Origin of the sequence: Cupriavidus sp. KK10 (assembly GCF_018223725.1) — a bacterium.
GTDB classification, from domain to species: Bacteria; Pseudomonadota; Gammaproteobacteria; order Burkholderiales; family Burkholderiaceae; genus Cupriavidus; species Cupriavidus necator.
The window spans coordinates 1,052,093-1,069,115 of the sequence record NZ_CP073677.1 but is presented as its reverse complement, the minus strand read 5'-3'; the positions used below and the strand labels follow the sequence as shown (position 1 = coordinate 1,069,115).

Below are 17,023 nucleotides of genomic sequence, written 5' to 3'. Positions count from 1 at the left end.
CTGCCACGCTTAGATGTAGGCCGGAACCATGCACTGCTTGTGTTCGACGTGATATTCGAACTCTTTCCAGTAGTGCTTGAGCATGCCGCGGACCGGCATCGCCGCGGCATCGCCGAGCGCGCAGATGGTGCGGCCCATGATGTTTTCCGCGACGTTGTTGAGCAGGTCCAGGTCTTCCTGGCGCCCCTCTCCGTGTTCGATGCGATTGACCATGCGGTAGAGCCAGCCGGTGCCTTCGCGGCACGGCGTGCACTGGCCGCACGATTCCTCAAAATAGAAGTACGACAGGCGCAGCAGCGAGCGGACCATGCAGCGCGTCTCGTCCATCACGATCACCGCGCCCGAGCCCAGCATCGAGCCGGCCTTGGCGATCGAGTCGTAGTCCATGTCGGACGCCATCATCAGGTCGCCCGGCACCACCGGCGCGGACGAGCCGCCCGGGATCACCGCCTTGATGCGCTTGCCGCCGCGCATGCCGCCGGCGAGTTCCAGCAGCTTGGCGAACGGCGTGCCCAGCGGGATCTCGTAGTTGCCGGGACGCTCGACGTCGCCCGAGATCGAGAAGATCTTGGTGCCGCCATTGTTCGGCTTGCCCAGCTTCAGGTAGTTCTCGGGGCCGACGGCCAGCAGGAACGGCACCGCGGCGAAGGTCTCGGTGTTGTTGATGGTGGTCGGCTTGCCGTACAGGCCGAAGCTGGCCGGGAACGGCGGCTTGAAGCGCGGCTGGCCTTTCTTGCCTTCCAGCGATTCGAGCAGCGCGGTTTCCTCGCCGCAGATGTAGGCGCCGTAGCCGTGGTGCGCGTGCAGTTGGAAATCAAAGCCCGAACCCAGGATGTTGTCACCCAGGAAGCCGGCAGCGCGCGCCTCTTCGAGGGCTTCCTCGAAGATCTTGTATTCGTTCCAGATCTCGCCGTGGATGTAGTTGTAGCCCACGGTGATGCCCATCGCATACGCGCCGATGGCCATGCCCTCGATCAGCGAATGCGGGTTGTAGCGGATGATGTCGCGGTCCTTGAACGTGCCGGGCTCGCCTTCATCGGTGTTGCAGACCAGGTATTTCTGACCCGGGAAGGTGCGCGGCATGAAGCTCCACTTCAGGCCGGTCGGGAAGCCCGCACCGCCACGGCCGCGCAGGCCGGAGGCCTTGACGTCGGCGATCACCTGCTCGGGCGGGATCTTCTCGGTCAGGATGCGCTTGAGTTGCTGGTAGCCGCCACGCTTGACGTAGTCTTCCAGGTGCCAGTTCTTGCCGTCCAGGCCGGCCAGGATCAGCGGCTGGATATGGCGGTCGTGCAGACAGGTCATGTTACTTGCCCCCCTTGGCAGCCTCGGCCTTGAGCTCGTCGACCAGTGCGTCGAGCTTGTCGTCGCTCATCCAGCTGCACATGCGGGTATTGTTGACGATCATCACCGGCGCATCGCCGCAAGCGCCCATGCACTCGCCCTCTTTCAGGGTGAAGCAGCCGTCAGCGGTGGTCTCGTTGTAGTCGATCCCGAGCTTGCGCTTCAGGTACTCGCCGGCCCGCTCGCCGCCCGACAGGGCGCACGGCAGGTTGGTGCAGACGGCGAGCTTGAATTTGCCCACCGGCTTGGTGTCATACATGTTGTAGAAGGTCGCCACCTCTTCCACCCACACGGGCGGCATCTCGAGGTAGTTGGCGACGAACTGCATGACTTCGGGTGAAACCCAGCCCACCTCGCCCTGCGCCACGGCAAGCGCCGCCATCACGGCCGACTGCTTCTGGTCGGCCGGATACTTCGCGATCGCGCGATCGATTTCCTTGAGAGCTTCTGCTGATAGCATGGTCATTGCAGTAAAACGGCGTCAGGCAGCGCCACTGGGCGTTCCCTTCCGCAGGTTTGCAGCCGTCGCTGCCCGTTCCGCCGGCAGGCCTGAGGCCCTGCCGGTCCGCCGCGGGTTTTCCGCCCGCTCCCCTGGGGAGCGCCGTGGAAAGCGCCCGGATCGTCGTCCGGGCCGGCGGTCCGTGATTAACGGTCGATCTCGCCGAAGACGATGTCTTGCGTGCCGATGATCGTTACCGCGTCAGCAATCATGTGTCCCTTGGCCATTTCGTCGAGCGCGGCCAGGTGGGGGAAGCCAGGTGCACGGATCTTCAGGCGGTACGGCTTGTTCGCGCCGTCCGAGATCGCGTAGATGCCGAACTCGCCCTTCGGGTGTTCCACCGCTGCATACGCTTCGCCTTCGGGCACGTGCATGCCTTCGGTGAAGAGCTTGAAGTGGTGGATCAGTTCTTCCATGTTGGACTTCATGTCCACGCGCGAGGGCGGCGCCACCTTGTGGTTCTCGGTGATCACCGGGCCCGGGTTGCGGCGCAGCCATTCCACGCACTGTTTGATAATGCGGTTGGACTGGCGCATCTCTTCCACGCGCACCAGGTAGCGCGCGTAGCAGTCGCCGCCCACGCCTACCGGGATGTCGAAGTCCAGCTTGTCGTACACCTCGTACGGCTGCTTCTTGCGCAGGTCCCACTCGATGCCGGAGCCGCGCAGCATCGGGCCGGTAAAGCCCATCTGCAGCGCCCGTTCCGGGCTGACCACGCCGATGTCCACCAGGCGCTGCTTCCAGATCCGGTTGTCGGTCAGCAGCGTCTCGTATTCGTCAACGTACTTCGGGAACCGGTTGGTGAAGTCCTCGATGAAGTCCAGCAGCGAGCCCGAACGCGCCTCGTTCATGGCCTTGATGGCGCGCTCGTTGTGTACCTTGGACGCGCGATATTGCGGCATCGTGTCAGGCAGGTCGCGATAGACGCCGCCCGGACGGTAGTAGGCCGCGTGCATGCGCGCGCCCGACACCGCCTCGTACATGTCGAACATGTCCTCGCGCTCGCGGAAGGCGTACAGGAACACCGCCATCGCGCCCACGTCCAGCGCGTGCGAGCCGATCCACATCAGGTGGTTCAGCAGGCGGGTGATCTCGTCGAACATCACGCGGATGTACTGCGCGCGCACCGGCACCTCGAGGCCCAGCAAGCGCTCGATTGCCATCACGTAGGCATGCTCGTTGACCATCATCGACACATAGTCGAGGCGGTCCATGTACGGCACGTTCTGGATCCAGGTCTTCTGCTCGGCCAGCTTTTCAGTGGCACGGTGCAGCAGGCCGATATGGGGGTCGGCGCGCTGGATGACTTCGCCGTCCAGCTCCAGCACCAGGCGCAGCACGCCGTGCGCTGCCGGGTGTTGCGGGCCGAAGTTCAGGGTGTAGTTCTTGATGTCTGCCATGGCGCGTTATCAGTGCAAGCCGCCGTAGTTGTCCTCGCGGATCACGCGCGGGGTGATTTCGCGCGGCTCGATCGTGACCGGCTGGTAGATGACCCGCTTCTGTTCCGGGTCGTAGCGCATCTCGACGAAGCCCGAAACCGGGAAATCCTTGCGGAACGGATGGCCGACGAAACCGTAGTCGGTCAGGATGCGGCGCAGGTCAGGATGGCCGTCGAAGACGATGCCGTAGAAATCAAAAGCTTCGCGCTCGAACCAGTTGACGCCGTTCCACACGTCGATCACCGACGGCAGCACCGGAAAATCATCGTCCGGGGCAAACACGCGCACGCGCAGGCGCCAGTTGTGGGTAATCGACAGCAGCTGCGAGACCGCGGCAAAGCGCAGGCCGTCCCAGGCACCGTCGCCGTACTCGGAATAGTCCACGCCGCACAGGTCGATCAGCTGCTCGAAGCGCAGCGACGGATCGTCACGCAGGATGCGGGCAACTTCGAGGTAGTCGTCGGCCTTGACGATCAGCGTCAGTTCGCCGGTCGCCTCGATCAGATTCTGCACGCGCTTGCCGAGAGCTTTCTCGAGCGCGGCCTTGAGGATGTCGAGCTTCGCCATTTCAGCCCTTGCGCGCGATGGTGTTGGTACGCTTGATCTTGTTCTGCAGCTGGATCACGCCGTAGATCAGCGCTTCGGCCGTCGGCGGGCAGCCCGGCACGTAGATATCCACCGGCACGATGCGATCGCAGCCACGCACCACCGAATACGAGTAGTGGTAGTAGCCGCCGCCATTGGCGCACGAGCCCATCGAGATCACCCAGCGCGGTTCCGCCATCTGGTCGTAGACCTTGCGCAGCGCGGGGGCCATCTTGTTGCACAGCGTGCCGGCCACAATCATCACGTCCGACTGGCGCGGCGACGGGCGGAAAATCACACCGAAGCGGTCCATGTCGTAGCGCGCGGCGCCGGCATGCATCATTTCCACGGCACAGCAGGCCAAGCCGAAAGTCATCGGCCACAGCGACCCGGTGCGGGTCCAGTTGATCAGCTTGTCAGCGGTAGTCGTGACGAAGCCTTCATTGAGAACGCCTTCGATTGCCATTTCACATCACTCCCAATCGAGCGCGCCCTTTTTCCAGATGTAGACGAAGCCCACGATGAATTCCAGCAGAAACACGCCCATGGCGATGAACCCCGGCCAGCCGATATCCCGCAGGGCGACACCCCACGGAAACAGGAAGGCGGTTTCGAGATCGAACAGGATAAACAGGATGGCGATGAGGTAGTAGCGCACATCGAACTTCATGCGCGCGTCCTCAAACGCTTCGAAGCCGCACTCGTACGGCGACAGCTTCGCGGGATCGGGCTTGTTCGGACCGAGGATCCGACCGATCGACATCAGTGCCACGCCAAGCACGACACCGAAGATGATGAAGATGAGAACGGGGAAGTAGGCTTCGAGATTCAAGGTACGGCCAGCCTTATCTGGAATGTTGTCAACAGCACCAGCTGAAGCGGCGTCCTGTTGCCCACCCCAGGCGCTAAGCCATAAGCCTCATGGCGCGCCGCCTTGCGGACTGCCGGAGCCCCACGCTCGGGTGCATTGCCCGGCCAGGGACTCCGATCAAGTTGTTTGGTGCCGACGGCGAGACTCGAACTCGCACAGCTTTCGCCACTACCCCCTCAAGATAGCGTGTCTACCAATTTCACCACGTCGGCTGGGGGAGAAACAATATTGCCTGGCGCCGGGTTTTCAGGCCCTTCAGGTCCGTTGCAGAGGCTTTCGTCTTTGCTCGGAACCCATCGCTGGGGAATCGTTTCAAGCCTTGCATTCTAACCTAGATTTCTTGCTTTGTTCAACGCACAACTGCAAAAAAACTCAGGAATCCGCCGCAAGGCTTACGGATTATTTCGGAACAGCGGGGGCTGCCGGCGCCGACGCGTCAGCGGCCGCGGCTGCAGCGGGAGCCGAAGCACCTGCCACTGCGGGCGCCGAAGCCGGCGCCGCGCCCATCACGCCCAGCGACGCAGCCGGCTTGTAGTTGCCCAGCAGCGTCAGTGCCAACGTGCAGACGAAGAACAGCGTGGCCAGCACGGCGGTGGTGCGCGACAGGAAGTTTGCCGAGCCAGTGGCACCGAACAGGCTGCCCGAGGCGCCCGAACCGAATGCCGCGCCGACATCGGCGCCCTTGCCATGCTGGATCAGCACCAGGCCAATCACGCCCAGCGCCGACAACACCTGCAGCACCACCAACAAAGTCTTGAAGATTGCCATTTGATTTAAATAAGCCTTACTGGCTGGTTACTTGCCTGATCGGTCGATCGGAACGGCCGGCATTCAGGCGTTGCCGATCGCGAGAAAATCTTCCGACTTCAGCGAGGCGCCGCCAATCAGGCCCCCGTCGATATCGGTCATGGAAAACAGTTCGGCCGCATTGTCCGGCTTGACGCTGCCGCCGTACAGGATGGCCATGCGCTCGGCCACGCCCGCATCGCGCGCAACAACCTGGCCGCGCAGGAACGCGTGCACCGCCTGCGCCTGTTCGCTGGTGGCGGTCTTGCCGGTGCCGATCGCCCAGACCGGCTCATAGGCCAGCACCACGCGGCTCAGCTGCTCCACCGTCAGCGCGTCCAGCACGGCCTGCAGTTGCCTGCCGACCACCGCCTCGGTTTCGCCCGCCTCGCGCTGGGCCAGCGTTTCACCCACGCAGACCACCGGGACGATGCCGAATTCCAGCGCGCGCAGCGCCTTGGCCGCGACGGTCTGGTCGGTTTCGCCATGATAGGTGCGGCGCTCCGAGTGGCCGACCAGCACATAAGTGCAGCCAAATTCACCGACCATCGATGCCGCGACTTCACCGGTGAAGGCGCCACGCGCCTCCGCCGACACATCTTGTGCGCCCCAGGCCACCTGCGAGCCATTCAGCAACGCCTGGCATTGTGCAAGATAGGGGAACGGCGCGCAGACCGCCAGCGTCGCCTTGGCCGCGCCAGCCTTGATACCCTCCAGCAGCGCCGCGTTTGCAGCCAGGCTGCCGTGCATCTTCCAATTGCCGATGACGAGCTTTTGTCTCACGAAGTGCCCCTCCCAAATCAAACCCGGTATTGTAGCTTGTGGCGGGGGCACGGCGCTACCGCCGCCCGATGGCGGGGGGCGGCAGCATTGGCCACATGCAACGGTCGATGTGACTTACCAGGTCAGCACGATCTTGCCGATATGCTCGCTCGACTCCATCAGGCGATGCGCATCGGCCGCCTGCGCGGCCGGGAACACCTGGTGGATCACCGGCTTGATCTTGCCGGCGGCCAGCAGCGGCCACACCTGCTCATGCAGTGCCGCGGCGATCTTGCCCTTGAACGATGCCGGGCGCGGACGCAGCGTGGAGCCGGTCACGGTGATGCGCCGGCGCAGGATATCGCCCAGCGGGATCTCGGCCTTGGCGCCGCCCAGCAGCGCAATGATGACGATGCGGCCATCGTCGGCAATGCACTTCAGCTCGCGCGCCAGGTACGGGCCGGCAACCATGTCGAGAATCACGTCGACACCCTTGCCGCCGGTCAGCGCGGCCACCTCGGCGACGAAGTCCTGCGTCTTGTAGTTGATCGCGCGATCCGCGCCCAGGTCTTCGCAGGCCTTGCATTTCTCATCGGTCCCGGCGGTGACGAACACCTTGTAGCCCAGCGCCTTGGCGATCTGGATCGCGGTCGTGCCGATGCCGCTGGAGCCGCCCTGGATCAGCAGGGTCTCATCCTTGCCGCGCGGGCCTTGGCCCAGGTAGCCGCGGTCGAACACATTGCTCCAGACGGTGAAGAAGGTCTCCGGCAGCGCGGCGGCCTCGACATCGCTCAGGCCTTGCGGCGCGGGCAGGACCTGCGCCAGCGGCGCCGTGCACAGCTGTGCGTAACCGCCGCCCTGCACCAGCGCGCAGACGCGGTCGCCCACCTTCAGGCCGAAGCGGTTGTCGGCATGCGACAGGTCGCCGCCCACCACCACGCCCGCCACTTCCAGGCCGGGCAGGTCCGAAGCGCCCGGCGGCACCGGGTAGTTGCCGGTGCGCTGGAATACGTCCGGACGGTTGACGCCGGCCGCAGCCACGCGGATCAGGACCTCGCCCGCACCCGCGACCGGATCGGGACGCTCGGCCAGCTGGAGGACTTCGGGGGCACCGTATTCGCGGATCTCGATGGCTTGCATGCTGCTCTGCTCCTTGTACTTGTCTTGGCGCGGCTCGACGATGCGTCGCGCCAGGGTCGGTGTGAGCCGTGGCTCGATAGGGTTGCCGGCAGTGTAAACAAAAAAACGGCTGGACATCGTCCAGCCGTTTTTTCGGCGGCGCCACCTTGCGGCGGCACCTGCGGGCAATCCGGCCCCGCTGACTTTACTGCTGTTCCGAGCCTTCGGCCGGAGCGGCCGGCGCGGCGGCTTCGCCAGCGTTGATCGGGCTGATGCTGCCGCCCTCTTCGGCCAGCGCGGCCTTCAGCGACAGGCGCAGGCGGCCCTTCTCGTCAGCCTGGATCAGCTTGACGCGGACATGCTGGCCTTCCTTCAGCCAGTCCTTGATGTCCTTGACACGCTCGTTGACGATTTCCGAGATGTGCAGCAGGCCATCCTTGCCCGGCAGGATGTTGACGATGGCGCCGAAGTCCAGCAGCTTCAGCACGGTACCGGCGTAGATCTTGCCCACTTCGGCTTCCGCGGTGATGCCCTCGATGCGGCGCTTGGCTTCGGCCATGCCGTCGGTCGAGGTCGACGCGATCGTGATCGTGCCGTCTTCCTGGATGTCGATGGTGGTGCCGGTTTCCTTGGTCAGCGCCTGGATGGTCGAGCCGCCCTTGCCGATCACTTCGCGGATCTTGTCCGGATGGATCTTCATGGTGATCATGCGCGGTGCGTGCGCCGACAGCTCGGTGCGTGCGTGGCCCATCGCTTCCTGCATCTTGTGCAGGATGTGCAGGCGGCCTTCACGGGCCTGCGCCAGCGCAACCTGCATGATCTCCTTGGTGATGCCCTGGACCTTGATGTCCATCTGCAGCGCGGTGATGCCGTTGTCGGTACCCGCCACCTTGAAGTCCATGTCGCCCAGGTGATCTTCATCGCCCAGGATGTCGGTCAGCACGGCGAACTTGTTGCCTTCCAGGATCAGGCCCATGGCCACGCCGGCCACGTGCGCCTTGACCGGAACGCCGGCGTCCATCAGAGCCAGGCAGCCGCCGCAGACCGAAGCCATCGACGACGAGCCGTTGGACTCGGTGATTTCCGAAACCAGGCGGATGGTGTAGGCGAATTCATCGTCCTTCGGCAGCACCGGGATCAGTGCGCGCTTGGCCAGGCGGCCGTGGCCGATTTCGCGGCGCTTCGGGCTGCCCACGCGGCCGGTTTCACCGGTGGCGAACGGGGGCATGTTGTAGTGGAGCATGAAGCGGTCGCGGTATTCGCCGGCCAGCGCGTCGATGATCTGCTCGTCGCTCTTGGTGCCGAGCGTGGCCACCACCAGCGCCTGCGTTTCACCACGGGTGAACAGCGCCGAGCCGTGCGCGCGCGGCAGCACCGACGAACGGATCTCGATCGGGCGCACCGTGCGGGTGTCGCGGCCGTCGATACGCGGCTCGCCAGCCAGCACCTGGCCGCGCACGATCTTGGCTTCGAGGTCGAACATGATGTTGCCGACTTCCACCTTGTCGGCTTCCACGCCGGCGGCTGCCAGTGCGGCCGCCACGTTGGCGTTCACTTCCTTCAGCTTCTGGCTGCGGGCCGACTTCTGGCGCAGTTGATAAGCTTCCTGCAGCAGCGGCAGTGCCACTTCGGTGACCTTGCCGATCAACGGCTCGTTCTTGGCGGCCGGGGCCCAGTCCCACTCGGGCTTGCCGCCTTCGCGCACCAGCTCATGGATGGCGTTGATCGCGATCTGCATTTGCTCGTGGCCATAGACCACGGCGCCCAGCATCACTTCTTCCGACAGCTGGTTGGCTTCCGATTCCACCATCAGCACGGCGCGCTCGGTGCCGGCGACCACCAGGTCCAGGTCCGAGGTGGCGAGCTGCGAGCGGGTCGGGTTCAGCAGGTACTGGCCATCCTTGTAGCCCACGCGCGCGGCGCCAACCGGGCCGTTGAACGGGATGCCCGACACGGCCAGCGCGGCCGACGCGCCGATCAGCGCGGGAATGTCAGCGGGCACTTCCGGGTTCAGCGACACCACGTGGATCACCACCTGGACGTCGTTGTAGAAGCCTTCCGGGAACAGCGGGCGCAGCGGACGGTCGATCAGGCGCGAGGTCAGGGTCTCGTTTTCCGACGGACGGCCTTCACGCTTGAAGAAGCCGCCGGGGATCTTGCCGGCCGCGTAGGTCTTCTCGATGTAGTCGACGGTCAGCGGGAAGAAGTCCTGGCCCGGCTTCGGGCTCTTGGCGGCGACCACGGTCGCCAGCACCACGGTGTCTTCCACATCGACCAGCACGGCACCGCCGGCCTGGCGGGCGATTTCGCCGGTTTCCATGCGGACCGTGTGCTGGCCCCACTGGAATTCCTTGACGATCTTGTTGAACATGGACATGTGCATTCCTTGGCTTGCGTGCAGGCCGCGCCATCACGCAATAACACGCGCACGGCCTGCGACGCCTGCGTTCTCAGCCGCAGGCAAACTGCCGGGTTGCCGGTCGCAGTCGCAGGGAAGTGCTATGCCATTCCAGCGCGGCACTGGCGTTGCCGATGCCGCGCTGGAATGACACAAAGCCCTGTTTCCTTGGCCGGTCCGGGGTATTGAAAACAGAAAAAAGAACAACTTACTCCGTTGCGCAGCTTGCTGCAACGGGCGCCCGGGAATCAGAATGTCCGCCGGACGGCGTGAAGCGAAAATCACTCCATCAACTGCCTGCATCCCTGGGCAAAGCGGATTCACCCCGCCAGAAATGCAAAATGCCTGCCCCAGCATTGCTGAAGCAGGCATCGAGGCCTCACGCGAAACCGTGCAAACCCTGGAATCGCGCTGCCATCGGGCGCAACCTTACTTGCGCAGGCCCAGCTTTTCGATCAGGGCGCGGTAACGGTCGGCGTCGTTGGACTTGAGGTAGTCCAGCAGGCGGCGACGGCGGCTCACCATGCGCAGCAGACCGCGGCGGCTGTGGTGATCCTTCATGTTGGCCTTGAAGTGCGGGGTCAGTTCGTTGATGCGGGTGGTCAGCAGGGCCACTTGCACTTCGGGGCTGCCAGTGTCGTTGGCGCCACGTGCGAACTGCTTGATGACTTCGGACTTGTTGATATCGGCAACTGCCATGATGATTTCCTTTCACTTGCGAACGCTACAGCGCGGGATGCGCCGCATGCGTCGTGCCATGTTTTGACTGGCTACCGCCGCCGCCCGACCAACGGCCAGACAACGACAGCCGCGGATTATAGCCGAAAAGCCGCGGCAGGAGTACCACGGGGCCCGTGCGAGCGCGCTGGCGCTCAGGGGCGCTCCATCCGGCATGTGGTCGGCAGCGTGGTCTGCGCGGCCTTGAGCCTGCGCACGGTACGGAAGCCATAACCCGAGCCCTCGTTGTCGAAGCGCACTGCCCCGCCCTGGCGCTCCATCACCGACACGTATAGCGGCTGCAGCACCTGGTGGTCGTCGGCACGCACGGTGGCCTCATGGAACTGGTTGACGTAGCGCATGTTCTCCAGCGCGCGCGCCACCTTGACCGCATCGGTGGAACCGGCCTGCTCGATCGCGCGCGCCAGCATTTCCACCATCATCTGCATGCGCAGGTGCACGTAGTCGTCCTTCGGCTCCGGATAGCGCGCGCGGAACTGCTGGTAGAAGGCGTCCGATGCCGCCCCGCCCACGTTCGGGTGCCACTCGGCCACCGCCAGCACGCGGCCCACGCCGGCATCGCCCATCGCCGCGGGCGCGCCCAGGCCATTGCCGTAGAAGGTGTAGAACTTGGCCTGCAGGCCGCCTTCGCGCGCGGCCTTGACCATCAGCGTCAGGTCGTTGCCCCAGTTGCCGGTGATGACCGCGTCCGCCCCGCTCGCCTTGATCTTGGCGATATAGGGCGCAAAGTCCTTGATCTTGCCGATCGGGTGGAACTCATCGCCCACGATCTGGATATCCGGCCGGCGCGCCGCCAGCATCTCGCGCGCCGAGCGCGACACCTGGTGGCCGAAGCTGTAGTCCTGGTCGATCAGGTAGACGCGGCGCACCGCCTGGTCCTGACGGATCACCTCGGTCAGCGCCTGCATGCGCATGTCGGCGCTGGCGTCGAAGCGGAAATGCCAGAAGCTGCAATTCTCGTTGGTCAGGCTGGGATCGACCGCCGAGTAGTTCAGGAACAGCACGCGCGCGTCGGGCTGGCGCGCGTTGTGGCGGTTGATGGCCGACACCAGCGCGCCGGCCACGGCCGAACTGTTGCCCTGCAGGACAAAGGGAATGCGCTTGTCGGTCAGGGCCCGCAACTGGATCAGGCTCTCGTCGACATTGCCCTTGCTGTCGAAGGTGACCAGCTCCATGGGCCGTGCGCCCTCTGCGGTCTTTACGCCGCCGCGCGCGTTGATGCGCTCGATCGCCAGGCGCAGGTTGCGCGTCACGGCTTCGCCCGCGTTGGCAAACGGGCCGGACAGCCCGTCGATCATGCCCAGCCGGATCGGCTCTTGTGCCGACGCGCCCGCCGCTGCCACCAGCAACAACCCGCCCAGCCATCCACGCCACCGTGCTGCAACCTTCATGTTCTCTCCCGGAAAGCGCTGGATAGTACGGCAGCGACCGGTTGCGGGCAAATGCCACCGGGGCACGATCATAGGCCGCCAGTTCCGCGAGGAAACCGCCAGGTTGCTGGAAGATCCGTCAATAAGCAGCGCCCGGCGCACACAAGGCCGGAGGCCGCACTACACTTGCGGTATCCACTATCCACGCATCGACCGAGGTCTGCCATGAATCCTGTCATCGCCAACGGCGCGCGCCGGCTAATGCTGGCGCTGGGCGTCGCCATGCTGTCTGCCTGCACCACGCTGATGCCGGTACAGGAAGGCACCAAGCTGGTGGGCCAGCCGCAGGCCGCGGTACAGGCCGCGTTCGGGCCGCCCACCGATGTGTTCCAGTTGCGCGACGGCACCTCGCGCTGGATCTACACCAAGCAGCCGCTGGGCCAGTATGCCTATGGCGCGGACTTCGACCGCAACGGCAACCTGACCCGCTTCAGCAATGTGCTGTCTACGCCGGAACTGTACAAGGCGCAGGTCGGCACCTGGACCAGGCAGGATGTGGCCGAGCATTTTGGCAGGACGCGCCTGCCGGTCGAGTACTACCCGCTGATGCGGCGCGAGGTCTGGTCCTACCGCTTCCGCCATGAAGACGTGTGGCCATCGTTGTACAACTTCTATTTCGACGACACCGGCATCCTGCGCCAGACCCAGATCACGCCCGACCCGATGTACGATCCCGACGATCGCCGCCACTGAGCCATAAAAAAAAGCCCGCCATCCCCGGGTCGGGAATGGCGGGCTTGGTCCGTACGCTCAGGCCGGGTAAGCCTTCCGCCGTCTACGCAGAGGCCTGGGTCAGATCTGCGGATTGATCTTTTGCACAGCCTTGTCGTGCAGCTTGTTCAGCGCGGCCAGGTAGGCCTTGGCCGAGGCGGCGACGATATCCGGGTCGGTGCCCACGCCGTTGACGATGCGGCCGGCCTTGGACAGGCGCACGGTGACTTCGCCCTGGGCCTCGGTGCCGCCGGTGATGGCGTTCACCGAATAGAGCACCATCTCGGCGCCGCTGGACACGCGCGATTCAATCGCATGCAGGGTGGCGTCGACTGGGCCGTTGCCCTCGCCCTCGCCGCTCTGCTCCTGGCCGTCCATGCTGAACACCACGCGCGCGTGCGGGCGCTCGCCGGTCTCGGAGCGCTGCGACAGCGAGATAAAGCGGAAGTGCTCGTTGGCATCGTGCTGGGCTTCGTTCGAGACGATGGCGACGATGTCCTCGTCGAAGATCTCGGCCTTCTGGTCGGCCAGTTCCTTGAAGCGGGTGAAGGCGGCATTGACTTCGGTCTCGCTCTCGAGCTCGATGCCCAGTTCCTGCAGGCGCTGCTTGAAGGCATTGCGGCCCGACAGCTTGCCCAGCACGATCTTGTTGGCGCTCCAGCCCACGTCTTCCGCACGCATGATCTCGTAGGTGTCGCGCGCCTTGAGCACGCCATCCTGGTGGATGCCCGAGGCATGCGCGAAGGCGTTGGCGCCCACCACGGCCTTGTTCGGCTGCACCACGAAACCGGTGATCTGCGACACCAACTTCGAGGCCGGCACGATCTGGGTGGTATCCACGCCGACATCCAGGTCGAAATAGTCGCGGCGGGTCTTCACCGCCATCACCACTTCTTCCAGGCTGGTGTTGCCGGCGCGCTCGCCCAGGCCATTGATGGTGCATTCGATCTGGCGCGCGCCGGCCATCTTGACCGCGGCGAGCGAGTTGGCCACGGCCATGCCCAGGTCGTTGTGGCAGTGCACCGACCAGATCGCCTTGTCCGAGTTGGGAATGCGCTCGCGCACCGAGCGGATCAGTGCGGCGTAGCCTTCCGGCACCGCATAGCCCACGGTATCCGGCAGGTTGATGGTGGTCGCGCCCTCGGCAATCACGCCTTCCAGCACGCGGCACAGGAAGTCCATGTCCGAGCGGCTGCCGTCTTCCGGCGAGAACTCGATATCGTCGGTGAACTGGCGCGCAAAGCGCACCGCCAGGCGGGCCTGCTGATACACCTCGTCCGGCGTCATGCGCAGTTTCTTCTCCATGTGCAGCGCGGACGTGGCGATGAAGGTGTGGATGCGGAACGAATTGGCAGGCTTGAGCGCCTCGGCGGCGCGGGCAATGTCCTTGTCATTGGCACGAGCCAGCGAGCAGATGGTCGAGTCCTTGACTACCTGCGCGATCGAGCGGATCGCCTCGAAGTCGCCGTTGGAGCTCGCCGCGAAACCGGCCTCGATCACATCGACCTTCAGGCGTTCCAGCTGGCGTGCGATGCGGATCTTTTCCTCGCGGGTCATCGAGGCGCCGGGCGACTGCTCGCCGTCACGCAAGGTGGTGTCGAAAATGATGAGTTTGTCAGACATTTTGTGGAGCTCCTGATTGCTTATCGTGTGCTGTCCCCGGCATGCTGCGTCCGGGGCCTACCGCCTGTTCCGCGCTCCACGGCTGTGGAATGCAAAACGCCCCGGCGTGCATGGAGCAGGCCGGGGCGTTGGAAAAATTCCTTGCGGATTTCGCGCTAAGGGGTGAGTCCGTCCTTAGCGCGCGCGCGTCCCGACCTGATGGCCTAGTAGGCCACCTAGGGTGGTGCGGGCGAATAGGACTTGGCGCGAAATCATGGCACCGACTATAGCCGAGTTGGCGCGCCCATGCAATACAGGGTTTAGCCCATTTTGCCCGGACGCGCCAGCAGCGGATCAGCCCTTGGGCGGAATGCGCAGTTTCTGGCCCGGGTAGATCTTGTCCGGGTGGCTCAGCATCGGCTTGTTGGCCTCGAAGATCTTGTTGTATTCGGCGCCGTTGCCGTAAGCAGCCTGGGAGATCGCCCACAGCGTGTCGCCCTTGACCACGGTATGCCAGCTCGATTCCGCGGACTCGACGTTGACGGACATCTTGTCCTCGACCTTGTCCACGCCCTCGACGTTGCCGGCGCACAGGATGATCTTCTCGCGCGTGGCCTGGTCCGGCGCCACGCCAAACACGGTGACCAGCCCCTGCGAGCCGTCCACCTGCACCATCAGCCCGGTGGCATCAAGGCCCATCTTCCTGATGTAGCCCTCGATCGCATCGCCCGCGGCGCGATTGGCGGCATCGACCTTCTCCGCCGACGCATCGGCGGCGGCGGCCTCTTGCGCGGCCTTGGCCTCGCCAGTGCCGAACAGCTTTTCTCCCGCTTCCTTGATGAAGTCGAACATGCCCATGACATCCTCCTGACGGTGAGTGGAAAACACTGCAGAGTGCCACGGCTTGATGGCCGCGGCATGAAAACAATTGTGAATCCGGAAAAGCATGAAGGGCGCCTGAGCGCCCTTCTGCCTGAAACGTCTACGAAGCCTTGCCGCCGTTCTCGCGCTGCTTCTTCTCGATGGCCGGCTTGCCGTGCATCGCCCGCCAGGCCCATAGCACATAGCCCGAGATCGCATAGGCCACGAACAGCCCGAACAGCGCCACCGGCGGATCGGTGGACACCACCACGAACAGCACCAGGACCAGCACCATCATGCCGAACGGCACGCGGTAGCGCACGTCCAGCGCCTTGCCGCTGTAGAACGGCGCGTTGGACACCATCGACAGGCCGGCGTACAGCGTAATGCCGAACGCCACCCACGGCATCCACAGCTCCTTGACCGGCAGCTTGTTGTCGATCACCAGCCAGACGAAGCCTGCGACCAGCGCGGCGGCGGCCGGGCTGGGCAGGCCCTGGAAGAAGCGTTTGTCGACAACGCCAATATTGGCATTGAAGCGCGCCAGGCGCAGCGCTGCGCAGGTGCAGTAGACAAAGGCTGCTATCCAGCCCCACTTGCCCAGGTCATGCAGGATCCACTCATACATCACCAGCGCCGGCGCAACGCCAAACGAGGTCATGTCCGACAGCGAGTCATACTGCTCGCCAAACGCACTCTGCGTATTGGTAATACGCGCCACGCGCCCGTCCATGCCGTCCAGCACCATCGCCGCGAAGATGGCGATGGCCGCCGCGTCGAAGCGCATGTTCATGGCCTGGACGATGGCGAAGAAACCCGCAAACAGCGCCGCGGTGGTGAATGCGTTGGGCAGCAGGTAGATGCCGCGCCGGCGCGGACGCTGGTAGACGATATCGTGGTCGTCGGTGGCTTCGTCGTCGAAGTCGTCGTCGGCCCCGCGCAGCTGGTTATGGCGGAACGGCCGCAGGTGGGTCACGTTGCCGTTGCTGCTGCGCTTGTTACGTCGATGGAAGGCAACCATCACAGTCCTCCGGTCAGGCTGTCGCTCACTTCACGTCGAGTTCGGCGAGGATGGTCGACGAGGCCGATACCTTCTCGCCGATGGTCACGCGCGGGCGCGCATCGAGCGGCAGGTAGACGTCCACGCGCGAGCCGAAGCGGATAAAGCCGTAGCGCTGGCCGCGCGAGAGGTTGTCGCCCACCTTGGTGTAGCACAGGATGCGGCGGGCCACCAGGCCGGCCACCTGCACCAGCGTCACCAGCTGGCCGTCCGCAGCACGCCGGATCAGCACGGCGTTGCGCTCGTTCTCGACCGAGGCCTTGTCCAGGTCGGCGTTGACGAACTTGCCGGGGAAATATTCGACCTTCTCGACCGCGCCATCGACCGAGACACGGTTCGAGTGCACGTTGAAGACGTTCATGAAGACGCTGATCTTCAGCGCCTCGCGGCCGGCGTACGGATCCTGGGTCTTCTCGACCACGACGATGCGGCCGTCTGCGGGGGCCAGCACCGCGTTGGGCTGCGACGGGATCGGGCGCGGCGGATCGCGGAAGAACTGGAGCACGAATACCGTGATGATCCACAACGGCAACGCCCACCAGAAGCCCGCGCTGGCGTGCACCAGCAGCGAGATGACAAAGGCGCCGGCCAGGAATGGCCAGCCTTCACGGGCGATCAGCGGATGAGGATAGTTCATGCAGTACAGGTGTCGGTGGATACAAGACCATGGCAAGGCAGCGCGGCGGCGGCGATAGCCACCATCGGGCGGCGCCCCGTGGTCGCGGAGCAGGATAATGCACGCCTTGCCCAAAGTCTGACAAGCATAACAAAAAGCCGTTCAGGTCCCGCGCCTCCCCTCTGATGATAGAAGGGCGTGG

17 protein-coding genes and 1 tRNA gene are annotated in these 17,023 nt (G+C 64.5%); 1 reads left to right on the top strand and 17 read right to left on the bottom strand.

Annotated elements, in window-relative coordinates:
- Positions 1 to 9: 9 nt before the first annotated feature.
- From nuoF to KB879_RS05190, 13 genes are all read right to left on the bottom strand, one after another.
- Positions 10 to 1,305, bottom strand: coding sequence for an NADH-quinone oxidoreductase subunit NuoF (gene nuoF, locus KB879_RS05250; RefSeq protein WP_013956016.1), 1,296 nt, complete (start codon positions 1,303 to 1,305; stop codon positions 10 to 12).
- Between the two features lies 1 nt (position 1,306).
- The gene (nuoE, locus tag KB879_RS05245) at positions 1,307 to 1,804 is read right to left on the bottom strand and encodes an NADH-quinone oxidoreductase subunit NuoE (protein WP_041228324.1); all 498 of its coding nucleotides are present in this window, start codon (positions 1,802 to 1,804) and stop codon (positions 1,307 to 1,309) included.
- 185 nt (positions 1,805 to 1,989) lie between these two features.
- Positions 1,990 to 3,243, bottom strand: coding sequence for an NADH-quinone oxidoreductase subunit D (locus KB879_RS05240; protein WP_013956014.1), 1,254 nt, complete (start codon positions 3,241 to 3,243; stop codon positions 1,990 to 1,992).
- A 9-nt stretch (positions 3,244 to 3,252) separates the two neighbouring features.
- On the bottom strand, positions 3,253 to 3,849 hold the full coding sequence (locus KB879_RS05235) for an NADH-quinone oxidoreductase subunit C (protein WP_013956013.1): 597 nt from the start codon (positions 3,847 to 3,849) through the stop codon (positions 3,253 to 3,255).
- 1 nt (position 3,850) lies between these two features.
- On the bottom strand, positions 3,851 to 4,333 hold the full coding sequence (locus KB879_RS05230) for an NADH-quinone oxidoreductase subunit B family protein (protein WP_008643342.1): 483 nt from the start codon (positions 4,331 to 4,333) through the stop codon (positions 3,851 to 3,853).
- Positions 4,334 to 4,339: 6 nt separating this feature from the next.
- Positions 4,340 to 4,699 (bottom strand): NADH-quinone oxidoreductase subunit A, encoded by a 360-nt coding sequence (locus KB879_RS05225; protein ID WP_010809131.1) that lies wholly within the window; start codon positions 4,697 to 4,699, stop codon positions 4,340 to 4,342.
- Positions 4,700 to 4,865: 166 nt separating this feature from the next.
- A tRNA-Leu gene (locus KB879_RS05220) sits at positions 4,866 to 4,950 on the bottom strand.
- A 187-nt stretch (positions 4,951 to 5,137) separates the two neighbouring features.
- Positions 5,138 to 5,506: a preprotein translocase subunit SecG gene (gene secG / locus KB879_RS05215; RefSeq protein ID WP_013956012.1), complete on the bottom strand. Its 369-nt coding sequence runs from the start codon at positions 5,504 to 5,506 to the stop codon at positions 5,138 to 5,140.
- Between the two features lie 63 nt (positions 5,507 to 5,569).
- Entirely contained in the window at positions 5,570 to 6,307 is a 738-nt protein-coding gene (gene tpiA, locus KB879_RS05210) for a triose-phosphate isomerase (RefSeq protein ID WP_013956011.1), read from the bottom strand.
- A gap of 114 nt (positions 6,308 to 6,421) precedes the next feature.
- Positions 6,422 to 7,426, bottom strand: a complete 1,005-nt coding sequence (locus KB879_RS05205; RefSeq protein ID WP_153955094.1) for an NAD(P)H-quinone oxidoreductase — start codon at positions 7,424 to 7,426, stop codon at positions 6,422 to 6,424.
- A gap of 184 nt (positions 7,427 to 7,610) precedes the next feature.
- Positions 7,611 to 9,782 carry a polyribonucleotide nucleotidyltransferase gene (pnp, locus tag KB879_RS05200; protein WP_013956009.1) on the bottom strand — a complete coding sequence of 724 codons (2,172 nt, stop codon included), beginning with the start codon at positions 9,780 to 9,782 and terminating at the stop codon, positions 7,611 to 7,613.
- Between the two features lie 450 nt (positions 9,783 to 10,232).
- The gene (gene rpsO, locus KB879_RS05195) at positions 10,233 to 10,502 is read right to left on the bottom strand and encodes a 30S ribosomal protein S15 (RefSeq protein WP_010809136.1); all 270 of its coding nucleotides are present in this window, start codon (positions 10,500 to 10,502) and stop codon (positions 10,233 to 10,235) included.
- A gap of 173 nt (positions 10,503 to 10,675) precedes the next feature.
- The gene (locus KB879_RS05190; protein ID WP_013956008.1) at positions 10,676 to 11,932 is read right to left on the bottom strand and encodes a branched-chain amino acid ABC transporter substrate-binding protein; all 1,257 of its coding nucleotides are present in this window, start codon (positions 11,930 to 11,932) and stop codon (positions 10,676 to 10,678) included.
- A 204-nt stretch (positions 11,933 to 12,136) separates the two neighbouring features.
- Here KB879_RS05190 and KB879_RS05185 point away from each other — a divergent pair, with 204 nt between their 5' ends.
- A complete protein-coding gene (locus tag KB879_RS05185; protein ID WP_013956007.1) occupies positions 12,137 to 12,664 on the top strand; it encodes a hypothetical protein in 528 nt (175 codons plus the stop codon).
- Positions 12,665 to 12,763: 99 nt separating this feature from the next.
- Here KB879_RS05185 and KB879_RS05180 read toward each other — a convergent pair whose 3' ends face one another.
- From KB879_RS05180 to KB879_RS05165, 4 genes are all read right to left on the bottom strand, one after another.
- Entirely contained in the window at positions 12,764 to 14,305 is a 1,542-nt protein-coding gene (locus KB879_RS05180) for a 2-isopropylmalate synthase (protein WP_013956006.1), read from the bottom strand.
- 333 nt (positions 14,306 to 14,638) lie between these two features.
- The gene (gene lysM, locus KB879_RS05175; RefSeq protein WP_010809140.1) at positions 14,639 to 15,142 is read right to left on the bottom strand and encodes a peptidoglycan-binding protein LysM; all 504 of its coding nucleotides are present in this window, start codon (positions 15,140 to 15,142) and stop codon (positions 14,639 to 14,641) included.
- Between the two features lie 124 nt (positions 15,143 to 15,266).
- Complete coding sequence (gene pssA, locus KB879_RS05170; protein ID WP_013956005.1) at positions 15,267 to 16,166, bottom strand: CDP-diacylglycerol--serine O-phosphatidyltransferase; 900 nt, start codon at positions 16,164 to 16,166, stop codon at positions 15,267 to 15,269.
- 25 nt (positions 16,167 to 16,191) lie between these two features.
- Positions 16,192 to 16,842 carry a phosphatidylserine decarboxylase gene (locus KB879_RS05165; RefSeq protein ID WP_153955093.1) on the bottom strand — a complete coding sequence of 217 codons (651 nt, stop codon included), beginning with the start codon at positions 16,840 to 16,842 and terminating at the stop codon, positions 16,192 to 16,194.
- Between the last annotated feature and the right edge of the window lie 181 nt (positions 16,843 to 17,023).